Source organism: Streptomyces sp. NPDC093065 (assembly GCF_044754585.1).
In the GTDB taxonomy this organism is placed as follows: Bacteria; Actinomycetota; Actinomycetes; order Streptomycetales; family Streptomycetaceae; genus Streptomyces.
In genome coordinates this window covers 278,146-297,433 of record NZ_JBIVPJ010000003.1, presented here as the reverse complement: position 1 = coordinate 297,433, position 19,288 = coordinate 278,146, and the positions used below count along the sequence as shown (strand labels likewise).

General features: G+C 72.8%; 20 protein-coding genes and 1 pseudogene. 7 read left to right on the top strand and 14 right to left on the bottom strand.

Annotated elements, in window-relative coordinates; all coding sequences use genetic code 11:
• Window positions 1-16: 16 nt before the first annotated feature.
• The 6 genes from ACIQFU_RS07305 to ACIQFU_RS07280 are packed head-to-tail and all read right to left on the bottom strand — an operon-like array spanning window position 17 to window position 6,113.
• Entirely contained in the window at window positions 17-892 is an 876-nt protein-coding gene (locus ACIQFU_RS07305) for a phosphogluconate dehydrogenase C-terminal domain-containing protein (protein WP_402549664.1), read from the bottom strand.
• Entirely contained in the window at window positions 892-1,692 is an 801-nt protein-coding gene (locus ACIQFU_RS07300) for a sugar phosphate isomerase/epimerase family protein (RefSeq protein ID WP_402549662.1), read from the bottom strand. The genes ACIQFU_RS07305 and ACIQFU_RS07300 overlap by 1 nt, the downstream gene beginning before the upstream one ends.
• Window positions 1,692-2,477: a triose-phosphate isomerase gene (locus tag ACIQFU_RS07295; protein WP_402549660.1), complete on the bottom strand. Its 786-nt coding sequence runs from the start codon at window positions 2,475-2,477 to the stop codon at window positions 1,692-1,694. The genes ACIQFU_RS07300 and ACIQFU_RS07295 overlap by 1 nt, the downstream gene beginning before the upstream one ends.
• Window positions 2,477-3,004 (bottom strand): ribose-5-phosphate isomerase, encoded by a 528-nt coding sequence (locus ACIQFU_RS07290; RefSeq protein WP_402549658.1) that lies wholly within the window; start codon window positions 3,002-3,004, stop codon window positions 2,477-2,479. Before ACIQFU_RS07290 ends, ACIQFU_RS07295 begins: the two co-directional genes overlap by 1 nt.
• A gap of 11 nt (window positions 3,005-3,015) precedes the next feature.
• Window positions 3,016-4,752 carry a dihydroxyacetone kinase family protein gene (locus tag ACIQFU_RS07285; RefSeq protein ID WP_402549656.1) on the bottom strand — a complete coding sequence of 579 codons (1,737 nt, stop codon included), beginning with the start codon at window positions 4,750-4,752 and terminating at the stop codon, window positions 3,016-3,018.
• A complete protein-coding gene (locus ACIQFU_RS07280) occupies window positions 4,749-6,113 on the bottom strand; it encodes an MFS transporter (protein ID WP_402549654.1) in 1,365 nt (454 codons plus the stop codon). Before ACIQFU_RS07280 ends, ACIQFU_RS07285 begins: the two co-directional genes overlap by 4 nt.
• Before the next feature lie 237 nt (window positions 6,114-6,350).
• Here ACIQFU_RS07280 and ACIQFU_RS07275 point away from each other — a divergent pair, with 237 nt between their 5' ends.
• Entirely contained in the window at window positions 6,351-7,112 is a 762-nt protein-coding gene (locus tag ACIQFU_RS07275; RefSeq protein ID WP_402549652.1) for a FadR/GntR family transcriptional regulator, read from the top strand.
• Window positions 7,113-7,204: 92 nt separating this feature from the next.
• The gene (locus ACIQFU_RS07270) at window positions 7,205-8,461 is read left to right on the top strand and encodes a cytochrome P450 (protein ID WP_402549651.1); all 1,257 of its coding nucleotides are present in this window, start codon (window positions 7,205-7,207) and stop codon (window positions 8,459-8,461) included.
• Here ACIQFU_RS07270 and ACIQFU_RS07265 read toward each other — a convergent pair.
• The 5 genes from ACIQFU_RS07265 to ACIQFU_RS07245 form a co-directional block, all read right to left on the bottom strand.
• Window positions 8,442-9,704, bottom strand: a complete 1,263-nt coding sequence (locus ACIQFU_RS07265) for a cytochrome P450 (RefSeq protein ID WP_402549649.1) — start codon at window positions 9,702-9,704, stop codon at window positions 8,442-8,444. The genes ACIQFU_RS07270 and ACIQFU_RS07265 overlap by 20 nt on opposite strands.
• A complete protein-coding gene (locus ACIQFU_RS07260; protein ID WP_402549648.1) occupies window positions 9,701-10,309 on the bottom strand; it encodes a GTP-binding protein in 609 nt (202 codons plus the stop codon). Before ACIQFU_RS07260 ends, ACIQFU_RS07265 begins: the two co-directional genes overlap by 4 nt.
• A complete protein-coding gene (locus ACIQFU_RS07255; protein WP_402549647.1) occupies window positions 10,290-10,646 on the bottom strand; it encodes a DUF742 domain-containing protein in 357 nt (118 codons plus the stop codon). The genes ACIQFU_RS07260 and ACIQFU_RS07255 overlap by 20 nt, the downstream gene beginning before the upstream one ends.
• Window positions 10,643-11,062: a roadblock/LC7 domain-containing protein gene (locus ACIQFU_RS07250; RefSeq protein ID WP_402550021.1), complete on the bottom strand. Its 420-nt coding sequence runs from the start codon at window positions 11,060-11,062 to the stop codon at window positions 10,643-10,645. The genes ACIQFU_RS07255 and ACIQFU_RS07250 overlap by 4 nt, the downstream gene beginning before the upstream one ends.
• A 151-nt stretch (window positions 11,063-11,213) precedes the next feature.
• A complete protein-coding gene (locus ACIQFU_RS07245; RefSeq protein ID WP_402549645.1) occupies window positions 11,214-12,944 on the bottom strand; it encodes an ATP-binding protein in 1,731 nt (576 codons plus the stop codon).
• A gap of 319 nt (window positions 12,945-13,263) precedes the next feature.
• Here ACIQFU_RS07245 and ACIQFU_RS07240 point away from each other — a divergent pair, with 319 nt between their 5' ends.
• Window positions 13,264-14,103, top strand: coding sequence for a lysozyme (locus ACIQFU_RS07240; RefSeq protein WP_402549644.1), 840 nt, complete (start codon window positions 13,264-13,266; stop codon window positions 14,101-14,103).
• A 29-nt stretch (window positions 14,104-14,132) separates the two neighbouring features.
• Here ACIQFU_RS07240 and ACIQFU_RS07235 read toward each other — a convergent pair whose 3' ends face one another.
• Window positions 14,133-14,855 (bottom strand): FAD binding domain-containing protein, encoded by a 723-nt coding sequence (locus tag ACIQFU_RS07235; RefSeq protein ID WP_402549643.1) that lies wholly within the window; start codon window positions 14,853-14,855, stop codon window positions 14,133-14,135.
• 428 nt (window positions 14,856-15,283) lie between these two features.
• Window positions 15,284-16,027 (bottom strand): annotated as a pseudogene (locus ACIQFU_RS07230) (class I SAM-dependent methyltransferase).
• Window positions 16,028-16,070: 43 nt separating this feature from the next.
• Between ACIQFU_RS07230 and ACIQFU_RS07225 the strand changes: the two are divergent.
• Both ACIQFU_RS07225 and ACIQFU_RS07220 read left to right on the top strand, forming a co-directional pair.
• Window positions 16,071-16,676: a flavodoxin family protein gene (locus tag ACIQFU_RS07225; RefSeq protein WP_402549641.1), complete on the top strand. Its 606-nt coding sequence runs from the start codon at window positions 16,071-16,073 to the stop codon at window positions 16,674-16,676.
• Between the two features lie 93 nt (window positions 16,677-16,769).
• The gene (locus ACIQFU_RS07220) at window positions 16,770-17,333 is read left to right on the top strand and encodes a Dps family protein (RefSeq protein WP_402549639.1); all 564 of its coding nucleotides are present in this window, start codon (window positions 16,770-16,772) and stop codon (window positions 17,331-17,333) included.
• 67 nt (window positions 17,334-17,400) lie between these two features.
• Here ACIQFU_RS07220 and ACIQFU_RS07215 read toward each other — a convergent pair whose 3' ends face one another.
• Window positions 17,401-17,757: a PRC-barrel domain-containing protein gene (locus ACIQFU_RS07215; RefSeq protein WP_402549638.1), complete on the bottom strand. Its 357-nt coding sequence runs from the start codon at window positions 17,755-17,757 to the stop codon at window positions 17,401-17,403.
• 175 nt (window positions 17,758-17,932) lie between these two features.
• Between ACIQFU_RS07215 and ACIQFU_RS07210 the strand changes: the two genes are divergently transcribed.
• Entirely contained in the window at window positions 17,933-18,277 is a 345-nt protein-coding gene (locus ACIQFU_RS07210) for a hypothetical protein (RefSeq protein ID WP_402549636.1), read from the top strand.
• Window positions 18,274-19,203: an anti-sigma factor RsbA family regulatory protein gene (locus ACIQFU_RS07205; RefSeq protein WP_402549634.1), complete on the top strand. Its 930-nt coding sequence runs from the start codon at window positions 18,274-18,276 to the stop codon at window positions 19,201-19,203. The genes ACIQFU_RS07210 and ACIQFU_RS07205 overlap by 4 nt, the downstream gene beginning before the upstream one ends.
• The last annotated feature ends 85 nt before the right edge of the window (window positions 19,204-19,288 follow it).

Genomic DNA, 19,288 nt, shown 5'->3' with positions numbered 1-19,288 from the left:
TCGCCCGTGGGGTGGTTCAGCGCTTGATCTCCTTGATCTTCAGCATGCGCGTGATGACCTTGTCCAGCTCCTCGTCGTCGAAGACCTTCTTCCAGTCCTCGCGGACGATGGACTCACGGCCGTAGTCCATGGCGATCAGGCAGGCGTCCGAGAACGGGTTCGAGCCCTTCAGCGTGTTGGCGAGGGCCACCTGGGTGTGGCCGAGCAGCATCGCGCGAGCGGCCTTCTCGGGGACGCCGACGGTGTGGACGGTCTCGTGCAGGGCCTCGGTCAGCAGGGCGCCGACCATGCACGCGATGGTCTCCACGAGGGTCGGCTCCAGCACGGCGAGCTGCTTGACGGTGACCCAGTGGACGTCGACGACCGGGGCGTACATGACGCGGACGACGGAGTCGGCGAGTTCCCGCTTGGCGGCGTCCCCGCCCTCGTAGGCGGCGACGACCTCCTGCGGGGCGGCGATGCCGCCGAAGGTGTCCTGCCACTCCTCCTTGGTGGTGCGCTCCAGGAACACCGAGGGGTGGCAGGGGTGGGCGCAGGCGTAGTGGATGTCGTCGCGGGCGAAGAGCAGACCGGCGTAGGCGGCGGCCGGGTCGAGGGTGAGGACGACGGTGCCCGGCTTCATGAGCGGCACCAGTTCCTCGGAGACCCTGCCGAGGACCACGTCGGGCACGGCGAGGATCACGACGTCGGCCTCGGCGGCGGCGTCCTCGGACTCGGTCAGTTCGCGGCCCAGGCCGCGGATCAGCTCCTGCCCCCTGGGCGACGCCTCGCTGAAGAGCACCCGGAAGTCGCTCTCGACCAGGTTGTCGGAGACACGCTGGCCCATCTTGCCGGCGGCCCCGATGACGGCGACGGTCTTGACGTCGGCCCGGGTCTGGATCTCGGTGGCCATTACTCGCTCCTCAGGAGGGTGTTGATGCTGTGTCGCGTCCACTGGTGTTCGAGCCGGGCGGTGGCGTCGTAGCCCTCGTCCTGCCACGGGAGCCAGTGCTCCACGATCTGGTTGACGCCGCGCTCCTCGGGACGTACGGCGGCGATCATCGCGTCGTAGTCGAGAAGGCCCTCGCCCAGCGGGCAGCCGGCGTAGGTGAAGCCGACCCAGCCGTCGCGGCGGGTGAAGGCGAAGTCCTTGACGTGGATGTTGACCACGTGGGGCGCGGTGGCGGCCACGACGTCGGCGGGCCGTTCGAGCCGGGCGACGCTGTTGCCGGGGTCGAGGACGATGCCGAGGTGCGGGTCGTCGACGGCGCGTACGACGTTCACGAGGTCGTCGGTGGCGACCTGTTCGTAGGTCTCCAGACCGAGGGTGACGCCCGCGTCGGCGCAGCGGGGCACGGCCTCCTTCAGGAGGGTCACCGCCTCGGCAGGGTCCGGCCGGTGGTCGCCCGTGTTGAGCATGGAGCGGACCAGGCTCACGCCGAGTTCGCCCGCGATGCCGAGGTACTTCAGCAGGTGCTCGGGGCGGACGCCGCGGGTGCCGAGTTCCAGGGTCAGGCCGAGGCCGTCGGCGGTGGCGCGGAGGTCGGCGAGGCGTGCGCGGTCGTAGGACTCGATCGGCGCGTAGTCGCAGATCTGGAAGACCTCGCCGCCCAGCTCCGCCGTGTCGCGGAGCATGTCGGGCAGGGACATCGGCTCGGGTGCGCGGGAGGAGAGGCGCCAGAAGTACGCGTAGGTGCTGATGCCGTACGCCATCACGCCACCGCCGCCGGGGTCGTGGCCGGGGAGCGGATCTCGTCGAGGATCTCCTCGACGTTCGCCGGGTCGTGGGCGAAGCGGCCGAGGAAGAGGCCCCCGGCGGTGCCGCCCAGGCGGGTGAGCAGGCCGGGGCCCGCGCTGCCGCCGTAGATGACGGTGGAACCGGCGTGCCGGGGCCGGGAGTCGAGCCAGCCGCGCAGTGCGGTGCAGACGGTCGCGATGTGGGCGGCGGAGGCGGGCCCGGGGGCACCGATGGCCCACTGCGGCTCGTAGGCGAGGACGACCGCGCCCTCCAGGCCGGCGAGCAGCCGCTCCGCCTCGGCGACCGTGCGGGCCGCGGCGTCGGCCGGGTCGGCCTCGTCGCGTTCGCCCACGCACAGGACGGGGGTGAGGCCGTTGCGCAGGGCCGCGGCGGTCTTGGCGGCGACGACGGTGTCGCCCTCGCCGTACAGGCGGCGGCGTTCGGCGTGGCCGACCTCGGCGTAGCGGCAGCCGATCTCCTTGAGGAGGGGGCCGCCGACCTCGCCGGTGTAGGGGCCGCTGTCCTCGGTGGCGATGTCCTGGGCGCCGAGGGCGACGCCGTAGGGGGCGAGGATGCCGGTGGCGGGGACGAGGGCGGGGAAGGCGGGCAGGACGAAGAGGCGGGCGGCGCCGGTGGTGACGGCGGGGTGGCGTTCGGCGAGGGCCGCGATCCTGCGGGACCAGTTGAGCGTCTGGTGGTGGCCGAAGTACATCTTGAGGCTCACCCCCAGCAGCACGGGTGACGGTGCGGCGGCGGGCATCAGGCGGCCGCCCCGTCGCCGGCCGCGCTCTCGCCGGCGGCGTCCTCCTCGTGGGCGCGCCCGTCGTCGGCGGTCTCGTAGTCGCTCATCAGCTGGACCTTGGCGGCCGACGCCGAGCTCTCGTCGAAGCGGTAGGTGAGCCACTCGCCGGCCAGGCGGCGGGCGAGTTCCAGGCCGACGACGCGCTGGCCGAAGGTGAGGACCTGCGCGTTGTTGGAGAGGACCGCCCGCTCGACGGAGAAGGAGTCGTGGGCGGTGACGGCCCTGATGCCCTTGACCTTGTTGGCGGCGATGGCGACGCCCAGGCCGGTGCCGCACACCAGCAGGGCGCGGTCGGCCTCGCCCCGGGCGACCATCTCGGCGGCGGCGATGGCCACCTTGGGGTAGGCGGTGTGGCCGTCGGCGTCGACGCCGACGTCGGTGACCTCGGCGACCAGGGCGCTGGCGCGCAGGTCCTGCTTGAGGGCTTCCTTGTACTGGTGGCCGGCGTCGTCGGAGCCGACGACGATGCGGAGCTTGTCGGTCATGGCGGCTTTCCTCAGTGGTTGAGCAGTGCGCCGTGGACGGCGCGGGTGATCAGGGCGAGTGAGTGGGCGCCCGCGTCGGGGGTGCCGAGGGACTTCTCGGCGTGCGGTCGGGCCCGGCCGCGGCGGGGCAGCAGCTCCGCGGTCGCGGCGGCGGCCCCGGTGGCGGTGGCCGCGGCGCGGTCCCAGGCGTCGGTCAGCGGCAGGCCGTCGGCCGTGGCGGCCCTGAGCGCGTCGGCGAAGGGGACCAGGACGTCGACCATGGTCTTGTCGCCGACCTCGGCCCCGCCCAGCCTGCGTACGGCGGCGGAGGCCTCCGCGACGCCCTCGGCGATCCGTCGGGCGTCCGGGGCGTCCCGGTCGCCGAGGGCCGTGCCGAGCGAGCGCAGGATCGTGCCCCACAGGGCGCCGGAGGTGCCGCCCGCCTTGTCGGCCCAGGCGTCGGCGGCCCGGGTGAGGACGGTGCCGGCGCCCGCGCCGAGCCCGTGGGCGTCGGTGGCGGCCCGCCGGGCGGCGGTGGAGCCGCGCCGCATGCCGATGCCGTGGTCGCCGTCGCCGGCCACCGCGTCGATGCGGCCGAGTTCGCCGGCGTGGGTGTCGACGACGCGGGCCACCGCGTCCAGCGCGGCCAGGACGGTGGCGGCGGCCTCGCGGGAGGCGTCGGAGGCGGGGGGTACGGCGTCGTCCTGGACGGCGGCCGTTACGGGGGCCGGGTCCCGGTCCTGGTCCGGCCGCGGGACGCCGAGGGCGCCCTTGCGGTAGGCGGGTGTGTCGGCCGGGGCCCGCCACAGCTCCTCCAGCCGGTCGTCCAGCCAGGTCAGGGTGAGCGAGACGCCGGCCATGTCGAAGCTGGTGACCAGTTCGCCGACCTCGGGGTCGACGATCTCCACTCCGGCCTCGCCGAGGAGCGCCGCGACCCTGCGGTAGACGACGAACAGTTCCTCGTACTTGACCGAGCCGAGGCCGTTGAGGATCACGGCGGCGCGCTGTCCCTCCGGGCCCGTGACGTCCTCGGGGAGTTCCTTCAGCAGGGTCCCGACCAGCAGCCCGGCCGCCTCGTCGGCGGTGGGCAGGGCCTCCTCGCCGATGCCCGGCTCGCCGTGGATGCCGAGGCCGACGGCCATGCGGGCCTCGGGGACGGTGAACAGGGGGCGGTCGGCGCCGGGCAGGGTGCAGCCGGAGAAGGCGATGCCGAAGGAGCGGGTGCGGGCGCCGGCCCGTTCGGCGACGCGCAGTACCTGCTCAAGGGGCAGTCCCTGTTCGGCCGCTGCGGCGGCTGCCTTGAAGACGGGCAGGTCGCCGGCTATGCCGCGCCGCTTGGCGGACTCGTCGGGGGCCGCGCTGGAGATGTCGTCGGCGACGGCGAACGTCCGGGTCTCGACGCCGTCGGCGGCCAGTCGCTCGGCGGCCTGTCCGAAGTGCAGGACGTCACCGGCGTAGTTGCCGTACATCAGCAGGACTCCGGCGCCGCCGTGCGCGGCCTCGGCCACCGAGTGGATCTGCCGGGCGGAGGGCGAGGCGAAGACGTTGCCGACGGCCGCGCCGTGGGCGAGTCCGCGGCCGACCAGGCCGGAGAAGGCGGGGTAGTGGCCGGAGCCGCCGCCGATGACCACGGCGACCTGGCCGGCCGGGGTGGCCGCGGCCCGCACGACTCCGCCGGGGACCGGCCGCACCCAGCGCCGGTGCGCGGCGGCGAACCCTTCGAGCGCCTCGTCGGCGAAGGCCGCGGGGTCGTTGAACAGGCGGGTCATCCTATGGCCTCCTTGGCCTTGTGCTCGGCGGCGGCCGGTTCGCCGGTGCCGTTGCGGGCGGCGAGCAGGATCATCAGTGCGGCCGAGAGCAGCATGAAGAAGCCGACGAGGTAGAGCGGTACGTAGTAGGCGCCGGTCCAGTCCTTGAGCCAGCCGGTGATGTAGCTGGAGGCGAACCCGGCGATGTTGCCCGCGGTGTTGATCAGGGCGATGCCGGCCGCGGCGGCGGCTCCGGTCAGGAAGCGGGAGGGCACCGACCAGAACACCGGGAGCGCGGCGAAGACGGCGCACGCGGTCACGGTGATGACGGCGACCGTGGCGGTCGGGGAGCCCATGTAGAGGGCGAGCGGGATGGACACGCCGCCGACGACGGCCGGTCCGGCCACGTGCCAGGTGCGGGTGCCGTGGCGGGTGGCGTGCCGGGTCCAGAAGAACAGGACGACGGCCGCGGGCAGGTACGGGATGGCGGTGATCCAGGCCTTGTCCATGACGCTGAACGTGGTGTCGTACTGGTCCTGGAAGCCGTTGATGATCGTCGGCAGGAAGAAGGCGAGGGCGTACAGGCCGTAGACGAAGCCGAAGTAGACGGCGGCGAGGACCCACACGCGTCCGCTGCCGAAGGCCTTCTTGAGGTCACCCTTGGCGTGCTTGCTCTCGTGGCCGGTCTTGTGGGCGTTCTCGGCGGCGAGTTCGGTGGTCAGCCAGTCGCGCTCGGCGGGGGTGAGCCACTTGGCGTCGGCGGGCCTGTCGATCAGGTAGAACCAGGCGACGACGCCCAGGACGATCGCGGGCAGCGAGACGAACAGGAACATCACCCGCCAGCCCTCGAGGCCGAACAGTCCGTGCCGGCCGATCAGCCAGCCCGCCAGCGGGGCGCCGAAGACCGTGGTCAGCGGCTGGGCGAGGTAGAACAGGCCGAGGATCTTGGTGCGGTGGCGGGAGGGGACCCACTGGCTGAGGAAGAGGATGGCGCCGGGGAAGAACCCGGCCTCGGCGACGCCGAGCAGGAAGCGCAGCGTGTAGAGCTGGCCGCTGCTGTCGACCCAGGTGAAGAGCAGGGAGACGATGCCCCAGGTCACCATGATCCGGGCCAGCCAGCGGCGGGCTCCGAATCGGTGCAGGGCCATGTTGCTGGGGACCTCCAGCACGATGTAGCCGAGGAAGAAGATCCCGGACGCGAAGCCGAACTGGGCGGCGGTCAGGGCGAGGTCCTGGCCCATGCCGTTCGGTTCGGCGAACGAGACGGCCGTGCGGTCCAGGTAGTTCACGAAGAACATCAGCGCCACGAACGGCACGAGGCGGACTGAGACCTTCTTGATGGCAGTTCTCTCGACTGCCGCGGATGGCGCTTGGGCACCCATGGGCGACTCCTCGGCTCGCCCGGACAACTCCGTCCGGGGTGGGTCACTCCGGGTGGTCCGCCACGGGGGCGGCCGACCGGTTCGTGTTCACGCTAAGCCTCCGGGACCAAATTGGTCACCAATTTACCAGTGTGGCGAGGGTCATAGATCTTCCCATGACCCAACCCTTGACAAACCACACCCGAAAACGTGATGAACTGCCTGGTCAGCCGTGTACGCGCGGCATCTGGTTGACTGGTGACCGTGACCAGTCAGCCTGATCAGCACAGCTCCGCCGCCGCGCCCGACCTCGCGCAGCTGCTGCGTCCCGTGGTGCGCGAGTCGTCCGTCAGCGAGGTCGCCAAGCGGCTCCTCGACCACCTCTCGGCCGGCGACATCCGGCCCGGCACCCGGCTGCCCGCCGAGCGGCAGCTGGCCGAGGCCCTGGGGGTCGCCCGCTCCAGTGTGCGCGGCGCCCTCTCCGCCCTGGACGTCCTCGGGATCATCGAGATCCGCCCCGGCTCCGGGTCCTACGTGCGCGAGGGCACCTCGGAGTTCCTGCCGCGCGCGATCAACTGGGGCCTGATGCTGGGCCAGCGGCGCACCCAGGACCTGGTCGAGGTGCGCACCTACATGGAGGGGGTCTCGGCCCGGCTGGCGGCGGAACGTGCGAGCGACGAGGACGTGGCCCGGCTGGAGGAGCACCTGCGGCACATGCGCGACGCGGGCGGGGACGTCACGGCGTTCATCGACGCCGACATCGCCTTCCACCTGGAGACGGCCCGCATCGCCCGCAACACCGTGCTCAGCGACATCCTGCACAGCATCCGGGCGCTGCTCCAGGTCTGGATGGAGCGGGTCAGCGACATCGAGGGGACGGTCAGCGGCACGCTGTGCGAGCACGACGCGGTGCTCCAGGCCATCCGTGCCCGCGATCCCGAGGCCGCGGACCGCGCCATGGCCGAGCACATGCGGATGGCGAGCGCACGGTTGCGCGCCTCGGTGGACGGTGAGGCCTGACCCGGTCCGAACCGCCCCGCCGCGCGGTCTGTCGAAGTCACCGCGTCGTCAATAGCCTGGTGCGGTAAGGCCGTTGTCGACCGAGGAGTCCCATGTCCACCGCGCAGCAGGTACCCGACATCCTCTCCCCCGAGTTCGCGGCGAACCCGTATCCGGTCTACCGGACCATGCGGGACAGCGCTCCCCTCATCCGGCACGAGGCCACCCAGAGCTGGATCGTCTCGCGCTACGAGGACGTGGAGCGTGTCTTCAAGGACCGCGCCGGTCAGTTCACGACGGAGAACTACGACTGGCAGATCGAGCCCGTGCACGGCAGGACGATCCTCCAGCTGAGCGGCCGGGAGCACGCGGTCCGGCGTGCGCTGGTCGCCCCGGCCTTCCGCGGGGCCGACCTCCAGCAGCGGTTCCTGCCGGTGATCGAGCGCAACTCCCGTGAGCTGATCGACGGCTTCCGGCACACCGGCCGCGCCGATCTGGTGGCCGACTACGCGACCCGGTTCCCCGTCAACGTCATCGCGGACATGCTGGGCCTCGACAAGGCCGACCACGACCGGTTCCACGGCTGGTACACGTCGGTCATCGCGTTCCTGGGCAACCTCTCGGGGGACCAGGAGGTCGCCGCCGCCGGTGCGCGCACCCGGGTGGAGTTCGCCGAGTACATGTTCCCGATCATCCGGGAGCGCCGCGAGAGGCCGGGCGACGACCTGCTGTCCACGCTGTGCGCGGCGGAGGTGGACGGGGTGCGGATGAGCGACGAGGACATCAAGGCGTTCTGCAGTCTGCTGCTCGCGGCGGGCGGCGAGACCACCGACAAGGCGATCGCCGGCATCTTCGCCAACCTGCTCGCCCACCCGGAGCAGTTGGCGGCCGTGCGCGAGGACCGGAGCCTGATTCCGCGGGCCTTCGCCGAGACGCTGCGCTACACCCCGCCGGTCCACATGATCATGCGTCAGACGGCGACGGACGTCACGCTCAGCGGCGGCACGATACCCGCCGGCGCCACCGTCACCTGTCTGATAGGCGCGGCCAACCGGGACGAGAGCCGCTACCGCGACCCGGACCGCTTCGACATCATGCGCGACGACCTGACCACGACGACCGCCTTCTCGGCCGCCGCCGACCACCTCGCCTTCGCGCTCGGCCGGCACTTCTGCGTCGGGGCGCTGCTGGCGAAGGCCGAGGTCGAGACCGGGGTCGGGCAGCTCCTGGACGCCCTGCCCGACCTGCGGACGGAGGACGGGTTCGAGGTGGTGGAGCGGGGCGTGTTCACCCGTGGCCCGCAGTCGCTTCCGGTGCGCTTCACCCCCGTGGGCCGACGGACCGCACCCGTCAGGCCACGACGGGTGTGAAGACGGCGGGCAGCGCCGTCAGACCGCGCATCCAGATGGACGGGCGCCAGGTCAACTCCTCCGGTTCGACCGCGAGTACGAGGTCGGGAAGGCGTTCCAGCAGGGTCTCGACCGCGGTGCGGGCGATGACGTCGGCGAGCAGGGGCGCCGGGTAGGGGCACCGGTGCTCGCCGTTGCTGAAGGACAGGTGCGCGGAGTTCTCGGCACCGACGTGGGCCTCGGGCCACAGCTGCGGGTCGGTGTTGGCCGCGGCGAGGCCGAGGACGAGGCAGTCGCCGGCCCGGATGTGCCGGCCGCCCAACTGGGTGTCGCCCACCGCCCAGCGGCCGATGAAGTTCTGCGTGGGGGTGTCCAGCCACAGCACCTCGTTGAGGGCCTCCCCCACGCTGAGGCGGCCGCCGGAGACGTTGAGGGCGAAGCGCTCGTCGGTGAGCAGCAGCCGGAGCGTGTTGCCGATCCAGTTGGCGGTGGGCTGCTGGGCGGCGGCGATGACGGAGATCAGGTCCTGGACCGTCTCTTCGTCGGTCAGCCCGGCCGGGTGGGTCAGCATCCGGGAGGTGACGTCGGGTCCGGGGCGCTCGCGCTTGTGGCGGACCAGGCGGTGGATGCGCTCCCCCACGCGCATGTACGCGGCGACCGGGTCGTCGCCCTCGGCCGCGTCGAGGGAGATGCGCAGGTCCTCGACGAGCTGCTGGGTCTCGGCGCCGTTGTGCGGCATCCCGCACATGCGCACGGCGGCGAGCATGGGCAGGGGGTGCGCGTAGCCGCTCATCAGCTCGGCCCGGCCGCTGCCTGCGAAGGCGGCGATGAGCCGGCCGGCGAGTTGCCGGCAGTCCCGGGCCAGCTCGAACTGGTCGATGCCGGCCAGGGCCTGGGTGATGACGCCGGCCCGCCGCCGGTGTTCCTCGCCCTCGGTGAACAGGACGGACGGCTGATGCCCGACGTAGGGCAGCAGGGGCCAGTCGGGCGGGATGCTGCCCCACTGGTTCCAGCGGCGCGAGTCCCGGGCGAAGAGGTCGTCGTGGCTGGTCACATAGCTGACCTCCGGGTAGCCGAGGACCAGCCAGGCGGGGATGCCGCCGTCGAGGAGCACGGGCGCGACGGCACCGTGTTCGCCGCGCAGTCCGCGGTACAGCTCCGACGGTGTCTGCTGGTACTCGAGCCCGGCCAGCGGTACGGCGTCCGGGTGCGCGGGGCAGCCCGGTGCGGCGACGGGGCGGGGTGCGGGGTCGAGGTCGGTCACGAGGCGCTCTCCTGGGCCAGGGCCAGTTGGTAGAGGTGGTCCACAAGGGTGACCAGTACGTTCTTGCCCGACGTCCGCACCCGCGCGTCGCAGTCGATGAGTGGCACGTGGTCGGGCAGCGCGAGGGCCAGCCGGATCTCGTCCAGCGAGTGCCGGGCGGTGTCGTCGTCGAAGCGGTTCACGGCCACCACGAACGGGGTGCGGTGGTGTTCCAGCCGGTCTATCGCGTACCAGGAGTCGTCCATCCGGCGGGTGTCGACGAGGACGACCGCGCCGAGCGTGCCGGAGAACAACCGGTCCCACAGGAACCAGAAGCGTTCCTGGCCGGGGGCGCCGAACAGGTACAGCACCATGCGGTCGTTGAGGCTGATCCGGCCGAAGTCGAAGGCCACGGTCGTGGTGGTCTTGGACGTGACGCCGCCGGTCTCGTCGACGCCGACTCCGGCCTGGGTCATGACCTCTTCGGTGTTGAGCGGCCGGATCTCGCTGACGGACCGGACGAGGGTCGTCTTGCCGACTCCGAAGCCGCCCACGACGACGATCTTGAGTCCGGTCTCCGCGGCGTCGGTGAGGGGCTTGCGGCCACTAGAGGTTGCGGAGCCCATGGAGCACCTCCTGGAGCAGGGCGGTATCGGGGTGCGACGCGACGGTCTGCCCCAGGCGCGGGTGGCGGGCCGTGATGGTTCCGATGGCGAGCAGGTCGCCGAGCAGGATGCGGACCACCGTGATGGGCAGGGTCAGTTCGGCGGCGATCTCGACCACGGCCGTGGGGTGCCGGCACAGGTCGAGGATGCGGACGTGTTCCGACTGCATGCCGGCCGACGGCCCGCACTCGGCGACCACCAGGGTGACGAGGTCGAACGAGTCGTCGGCACGGCTGCGCCCGCCCGTGACCGTGTAGAGCCGGTCGGGTGCGCCGGTGTCGACGGGCCTGCGCGTCACGACGAGCTGCCCCCGGGGACGGCGTGGCGCGGCTCGGCCCTCAGGTGGTCGCCGATCTGGTCGACCATCTCGGTCATCTGGTGGCCGACCACGCCGGGATCGGCGTCCTCCACCGCGACGACGGCCAGGTGTGCGCCTTCGCCCGCCTCCACGATGAACAGCAGGCCGCCGTGGAACTCGGTCATGGAGTGGCGGACGCCGCCGGTTCCGTTGCCGAACTCGACGGAGGCGCCCTGGGCGAGGGCCTGGATGCCCGAGCAGATCGCGGCGAGCTGGTCGGCCCGGTCCAGGGTGAGGTGTTCGGTCCAGCAGAGCCTGAGGCCGTCGCGGGACAGGACGAGGGCGTGGCGGGTGCCGGGGGTGCGGTCCAGGAGGTTCTGCAGGAGCCAGGTGAGGCTGTTGTCGGTGGTCTGCATGATGGGTGCGGGGACGGTGGTTGCTGGTGCTGGGGTCACCGGCCCGTTCCTCCAATCTCACGAGCGACACGAGCGGTGGGAGCGAGGGGGCACCGGTGCGCGCCGGGCGGCGCGCCGCGGATGAGGTGCGAGGGGACGCGGTCCGGTGCGCCTATCCCGGAGCCGACGGTTCGGAATCCGACGTGCCGCCGGTCGCACCGGACCGGCGCCCGCGGTGGAAGGCGCCGAAGCTGGCTCCGGCGTCGCGGGAGGACGCCACCGCCGGGTCGGCGGGCGGCCGGTGCTGGTCGCGGCGTTCCCGCTCGGCCTCCGCCTCGGCCATCGTGCGGCCGGGGGCACGCATCGGCAGACCGCCCGGCGTGGCGGCCGCGGGAGCGGATCGCGCCGCCTGTTCGGGCAGGGCGGCCCGCTCCACCGGCCGGACGTCCGGAACCCGCCGGGTCGGTGCCGGGGCTTCCGCTGCGGGGGCGGGACCGGGGACGGTGGAGACGCCACCGCCCCCGAAGGTGCGCCCCGTCAGGGCGGGCCCCGGTTCCCGTTGCTGTGCGAGCAGTTGGGGCGGTACCAGGACGACGACGCCCGTGCCGCCGCGCGAGGACGGCCGGTAGCTCACGCCGACGCCGTACTTGGCGGCGAGCCGGCCCACCACGGCGAGGCCGAGGCGCGTGCCCTGGAGCGAGGCCAGGTCGTTCATCCGTCCCGACACCGCCTGTTCGGCGTGGCGCATGGCGGCGTCGGCCATCTTCAGCCCGCTGTCCTCGATGGTGACGACGATTCCGGCGGTACGTTCCTCCACGTAGACGTGGACCTCGTCGATGGGCGGCGAGAAGTTGGCGGCGTTGTCCATGAGTTCGGCCAGGAGGTGCATGACGCCCTCGGCCGCGTGGCCCGAGATCGCGGCGTTGGTGGAGCAGTGCATGCGGACTCGCTGGTAGGCGGCGATCCGGCCGACGGCACCGCGCAGGATGCTCTCCATCACGATGGGCCTGTTCCAGGCCCGGCTGGAGCGCCCGCCCATCAGGAGGGCCAGGCGGTCGGTGATGAGGCCGAGCTGCGAGGTGCTGTGGTCCAGGCGCAGCAGGTCGCCGAGAACCTCCTCGCCGTGACGATCCTGCATGTCCCTCAGGTCGGCGAGCATGCTGACGGCCTTGGCCTGGACGCGGCTCAGCGACTTGGCGGAGGCGGCCTGCGCGGCGGCGGTGCGCCGTTCGCTGTGGGCCAGCTCCCGGACGAACAGCTCGGCGCAGGCTCGCGCCCCGGCTCCGCGCGGCCATTCCAGCTCGGCGAGGACGATCTCGGCCGAGGTGCCGTCCCGCAGCTTCTCCACGGCGGCGGGCAGGGTGCTGTCGGTCAGCCGTTCCAGCTCGGCGGTGCCCCTGCGCGCCTCCCGCAGCGTCTGCTGCCACCGGGACTCGGCGTCCGCGGCGTGCCGTACGGCGTCCTCCACCAGCACGGCGAAGCTCTGTGCGACCTGACGCAGGTGAGGGCCGGAGGCGGGGGCGGTGCCGGCGACGGCCTCGTCCGCGCCCGTGCCGTCGCGCACTTGCTGTGCGATGCCCGGCAGCGCGACGTTGACCAGGTGTACGAGTCCGGCGTTCTCCTGTGCGAGCTGGGCCTTGAGGGCGCTGATCTCCGTCCGCCGGGCCGCCGCCGTCCGGCGTGCCCGGCCGACCAGACAGGAGCCGAGGCAGACGGACACGGCGAGGCACAGCCAGGACGTGACGGCGAGGGTCGCGGTCCAGCTCCGGGCGGCGCCGGGAGCGGCGGCCCAGGCGGCGCCCGCGGCCGCGGCGGCGGCCGGCAGCACGAGCAGCGGGACGGCCGGGGTGGAGCGGCGGGCCTTCTGCGTCCGGGGCGGGGTGGGGGGTGCAGACACTGACATTCCGCGGTCCCTCGGGTCCTTGAGAGCGGGGAAACGGCCGGTCGACCTGGGGCGGTCGCGGGCCGGAGCCGTGCCACCGGGCGAGTGGTGATCACTCCGGCGGGCTTGCGGTTCATGCTAGTCACCGCGTTGGCCGCACATGCCGGACCGGCGACAGACCCCACCGAGGAGCGAACTTTCCCGACATCCCGTCAATCGAACGCAGCGATGTGGTACTGGCGTTCTTCCCGAGGCGGATGTTCCGCCTCGGGACCTCCGGCAGCTCCGTCTGGACGAGTGCGGGATGCGGCGGGGCCCGACTCCGGTTCGGATGGGTGCCATGCGCAGACCCATAGCCGTGGCGAAACGCCACTCACGCCTGCTCACCTCAGGCGTCATCCTCGCCGCCCAGTCGCTCCTCCTGACCGTCTCCGTGGTCCCGGCCCCGGCCTCGGCCGACGACACCCGGACGCCCGCTCGCGGCACCGCCCACATGGGCACGGGCGTCCTCGCCCACGAAGGGGTCCAGGGCCGTCCCGTCGGCACCCGCGTCGCCCAGACCGAGGGGGTGGACGTCTCCAGCCACCAGGGCAACGTCGCCTGGTCGACCCTCTGGAACAGCGGCGTGAAGTGGGCCTATGTGAAGGCCACCGAGGGCACCTCCTACCGGAACCCGTACTTCGCCCAGCAGTACGGCGGTTCGTACGACGCCGGCATGATCCGCGGCGCGTACCACTTCGCGACCCCGGACACCGCCGGCGGCGCCGCGCAGGCCGACTACTTCGTCGACCACGGCGGGGCCTGGTCCAAGGACGGAAAGACGCTGCCGGGCGTCCTCGACATCGAGTACAACCCGTACGGGGCCACCTGTTACGGACGGACGCACAGTCAGATGGTGAGCTGGATCAAGGCCTTCCTGGACCGTTACAAGGAACGCACCGGCCGCCACGCCGCCGTCTACACCTCCACCAACTGGTGGACGCAGTGCACCGGGAACTACAGCGGCTTCGGCGCGAGCAATCCGTTGTGGATCGCCCGGTACGCCTCGACCGTGGGGACGCTCCCGGCCGGCTGGGACTTCCACACGATGTGGCAGTACACCTCGTCCGGGCCCACCGTCGGGGACCACGACAAGTTCAACGGGGCGCTGGACCGCGTCAAGGCCCTGGCCAACGGCTGACGCGGACCGGTGGAGCGCCGGCCGCCGGTTCAGCGGCCGGCGAGGCTCTTCAGGATGTCGGCCACCTGCTCGCGCACCACGTCCCGGGCGCCGGCGGGCAGGGAGCCGATGTCCGTCCGCTCCAGGGCGTCCAGGACTCCGTCGGCCCCCGCGTCGCACGCGGTGGCCTCGCTGAGCACGTCGTAGCCGTCGCGCACGGCGACGCGCAGCCGGTGCCGGCCCTCGCCGTCGGCGTGCACGGCGGTGGCGACCACCAGGGGTGGCGGGCCGCCGGCTTCGGCGGGCTGCTTGCGGTAGCCGCTGGCCAGCGGTGTGCGCCAGCGCAGTCCGAGCAGCAGGTGACGCTTCGCCATCACCTCGGCCAGATCGGTCTCGTAGGGACGGTCGGGTCCGAGCACCCTGGCGCGGGCGTCCAGCACGAGGGCCGCGGGCAGCAGGCAGCGCAGGCTGCTGCCGACGAGGTTGCCGCCGACGGTGGCCGTCCGGCGTACCGCTCCGGTGCCCACCGAGCCCGCCGCCCGGCGCAGTACCTCCGGCACCCGGTCGTCTATGCGGTGCAGCACCACGGCAGCGCCCAGCGACTCGGGTTGGACGGTGGCCGCCTCGGGCAGCCGGCGCAGCGACATGGCCAGGTCCGGGAAGCCGTCGCGCTGCCAGGTGGCCCACACGAGCGTGGCCCCGCCTATGGGCACCGCCCCCTGCGCCAGGCACTCCTGTGCTTCGGACACGGAGGTGGGCTGACGCAGCAGCATGGCGATCGACCTGCTTCCCGGGAGTCGGTGGTCGGACGGCACCGCGTCTCCCGCCGGGCGATCACGGCCACTGGGATTGTCCGTACCGCGCAGGGGGCGCGTACAGGGCTCACTCACTTCTCGTGTGCGCCCTCCGCGCGCCGTCCCGCAGGTGCCGCCCCCGGGCCGGCACCGGGCCGGGCACCAGCCGGGCCGTCGGGCAGCCGCAGGCGCGCTCCCCCGACGTCCGTGCCCTCCGCGAGGTCGTGCAGCGCGGCCGGGCACGACTCGAACCAGCGGCGCGGTACGGGGCGAGGGTCACGGTGTGCTGGAAACGGGCCATGCGGCGAGGATGGACGCCGGCGCGGCTGCGCGTCACGAGGGCGGCCGGGCAGCGAGGGGACGGCGTTGGCTGCCGGTTCCCGGACGCCGCCGAGCCGTGGGCGGCGTCAGCCCCCGGCTGTCGCCTCCGGGCGCCGGGCGACGAACACGAACTCCCGGCCCGCGCGGTCCGGGGCGTCGCGCACTTCCCGCACCACCTACCCCTGCTCGGTGAGGTCGGCCGCCACCTCGTCCCGCTCTCGGAAGCCCAGCGTCGAGTCGGAGGTCGGCACCGCGCCGTCGGCGCCGAAGACGCAGGTCCACCGGAAGGCGACCAGCGGCCCGCTGACGTCCAGGAGTCGGCACCAGTTCTCGACGGTGCCCGTGCCGGGGACCTCCGTCACCCGGTGGGTGTGCTCGCGGGTCCACTCCTCCCAGGCGCGCCGGGCCGGGTCCCTCGTCTCGAACACCAGGTGCCCGCCGGGACGCAGGGCCTCGTACGCGCCGCGCAGCGTCCCCCGCCGCGGGGCCCGGCCGGTGATCTCCTGCGCGGCGTTCTCCGTCGTGGTCGCCAGATCGACGCGCAGTGCGGGCAGCGAGATGGCGTCGCCCTCGATCCGGCGCACCCGGGCGGCGCCCGCCTTGCCCCGGGCCACGTCGAGACCGGCCCCGGCGGGGTCGACGCCGACGACCTCCAGGCCCCGGCAGGCCGGCAGCAGGGCGAACACCCCGGTTCCGCAGCCGATGTCCAGCACGCTCCGGGTGCCGAACTCGCCGGCCATGCGCAGGTACGGGCCGAGGTCGCCGCGGTCGGTGTCGAGCACGTCGTGGAGCGCGGCGAGCCGCGGATGCCGGAAGCACTCGTCAGCCATACGGCCGACGACAGCGCCGACCCCGCCGGGGAACAGGGTAGGCATGCGCGCACTCGTCATCAACTGCACCCTCAAGCCCTCCCCCCAGCCGTCGAACACGGAGGCGCTCGCCGCCACGGTCATCGCGGCGCTCAAAGGCCACGGGGCGGAGGTGGACGTCGTGCGGGCCGTCGACCTGAACCTGAAACCGGGGGTCGAGACCGACATGGGCGAGGGGGACGACTGGCCGGACGTGCACGAGAAGCTGCTGGCCTCGCAGATCCTCGTCATCGCGTCGCCGACCTGGCTCGGCCGCCCCTCCTCCGTCGCCCAGCGGGTCCTGGAACGCATGGACGCCATGCTCGGTGAGACCGACGACGAGGACCGCCCGGTCGCGTACAACCGGGTCGCCGGCGTCCTGGTCACCGGGAACGAGGACGGCGCCCACCACGTCATCAGCGAGATCAGCGGCGGGCTCGCGGACATCGGCTACACCATCCCCGGACAGGCCTGGACCTACTGGCATCTCGGCCCCGGCCCCGGTCCGGACTTCCTCGACGACGAGCGCGGCCACGACTGGTCGGTGTCCACCGGCCGGGCCATGGCGTCCAACCTCGTGCACGCGGCGCGCGCGCTCGGTGCGATGCCGCTGCCGGCTCCCCCGTCCTGACCGCGGCGCCGTCCGGCATGTCTGCCGGGGCCGATACGGGGCAGTCGTGCACGAGCAACGACGTACGAAACGCATGAGGAGCTGAGGTCCGCCATGACGCACGACCTGACCCCGAAGTACACGGTCCCCGGCATCGAGCGCGAGGCCGCCGGACGGCTGATCGGTGTGCTGCGGCTGCGCCTGCACGCCCTCAACGACCTGCACCTGACCCTCAAGCACGTGCACTGGAACGTCGTGGGTCCGCACTTCATCGCCGTGCACGAGATGATCGATCCCCAGGTCGACCAGGTGCGCGACATGGCCGACGACGTCGCGGAGCGCATCGCCGCGCTCGGCGGGGTGGCCCAGGGCACGCCCGGGGCGCTGGTGGCCGAGCGCAAGTGGGACGACTACTCCATCGGACGGGCCGACGCCATCGCCCACCTCGGCGCGCTCGACATCGTGTACACCGGCGTGGTCGAGGACATGCGGGCGGCGGTCGAGGAGGCCGGCAAGATCGACACCGCCACAGAGGACCTCCTGATCGGCCAGCTCAGGGACCTGGAGCAGTTCCAGTGGTTCGTGCGGGCGCACCTCGAGAGCGCGGGCGGCACCCTCGCGACGGGCAGTGCGACGTCCGAGACGGAGGGGGCGGCACGCGGGGCGGACGTCTCGTAGAGGGTCGTCCCGGGTTCCCGGGGCCCGTGTTCTCGCCGCGCGGCCGGAACACGGGCCCCGGGACCGTTCAGCGCCGGCCGAGGCGGCGTTCGCCGCGGCTGCCCGGTTCGTGGGGCAGGTGGTAGTGGGTGAAGACCGCGCCCTCGTCCTCGGCGGCGAGCTCACCGTCCGGGTCGATTCCGGGGGCGTCCTTGACCAGCGACTTGTCGTAGGTCACCTTCAGGTACGACGGCCCCACGGTGGCCTTGTCCACCGGCACGAAGACGAGCCGCCGACGGGTCGGCAGGCCGATCGTGACCGTGGCGAACGCGGGCCGGTCGGTGAGGGTGTCGAAGTAGATGGACTCCAGGGTCCCGATCTTGCGGCCGTCGTAGTCCACGACGTCGAGGCCGCGCCAGTCACGAATGTTTTCGGCTTCAAACATGCCCAGTCTTCCCTTCCGAGAACGCGCTCACTGTCTAGTTCCCCACTTCGCCCCGCTGTCGCCCGTTTGTCCCCTCACCGGCGTACGGAGCCCGGTCCGGGATAGGCTGCCTGGCCGGAAGGAGCGCCCGGCCGGCGGACGGGTGCCCGGTGGGATTCCGGAGGGGGACCCGAGTGTGGACGGCGCAGGCGGACCGGCCCGTGTGCGGACCGGTGCGGTGCTGGACGTGGGCCCCCTGTCCGGCCGCCCCGGTATCCGCGCCAGCGGTGAGATCGGCGTGAGCACCCGGCTGTCCTGGGAGAACGCCCTGACCGAGCTGTCCCGGCGGCACACCGACGTGTCCTACGTGGAACTTTCCGGCGTGCGCTTCGTCGACGTGGCCGGAGTGACGGCGCTGGCCGTCACGGCCATGAACCTGCCGGCGGGCCGGGTGGTGGTGGAGCGGCCTCCCCCGCAGCTGCCGCGGCTGCTGGACCTCTTCTGGCCGTCCCTGCGCCGCATCGAGGTGGCGCCACGATGAGCACGGTGACCACCGGCCGGACATTCACCCATCCGGCGCTGTTCTACCGCTCGCGGGACGAGTACGCCGACCGGACGACGGCGTTCGTACGGGAGGGGCTGGCCGCGGGCGAGCCGGTGGCGGTGGCCGTGCCCGGCCCCCACCTGGAGCTGATCAGGGCCGGGCTGGGCGGGGACGCGCGGGACGTCACCTTCCTGGACATGTCCGAGGCCGGACGCAATCCGGGCCGGATCATCCCGGGCGTGCTGAGGGCCTTCGCCGACGCGCACGCACGGGAACGGGTGCGGATCGTCGGCGAGCCGGTCTGGGCCGGGCGCAGCGCCGCGGAGTACCCGGCGTGCGCCCAGCACGAGGCGTTGATCAACGCGGCCTTCGCCGGCCGTCCGGCGACGATCCTGTGTCCGTACGACGAGACCCGGCTGGCCGCGGACGTCCTGGCCGACGCCCTGGTCACCCACCCGACGGTCATCGCCCGGGGACGTGAGCGGGTCAGCGAGGCGTACGACTGGCCCGCGGTCGTCGCCCGTTACAACGAGGCGCTGGTCTGCCCGCCGGACGCCTGTGTCCTCGGTTTCGGGGCCGGGGAGCTGCCCGGGGCACGCCGCTTCGCGGTCGACCGGGCCGCCGCGCTCGGACTTGCCGGACAGCGGCTGCAGGACGCGGAACTGGCGGTGGCCGAGCTGACCACCAACAGCGTGCTCCACGGCGGCGGCAGCGGAACGCTGGCGCTCTGGGCCGAGGAGGGGCAGGTGGTGTGCGAGGTCCGCGACGCCGGGCGGCTGACGGACCCGCTCGCCGGCCGCCGGCCTCCGGAGCGCGGGCAGATCGGTGGCCGCGGACTGCTGCTCGTCCACTACGTCGCCGATCTGGTGCGGACGCACACGACCGACGGGGGCACCGCGATCCGCTTCTACCTGGGCGTCTGAGGCACCTCCGACCGGGCGTCCGGGGTACCTTCCCGGGTCCCTGACCGACCGGCCGGCACTCCGCCAGGTGTGCGTGGCCTGACAC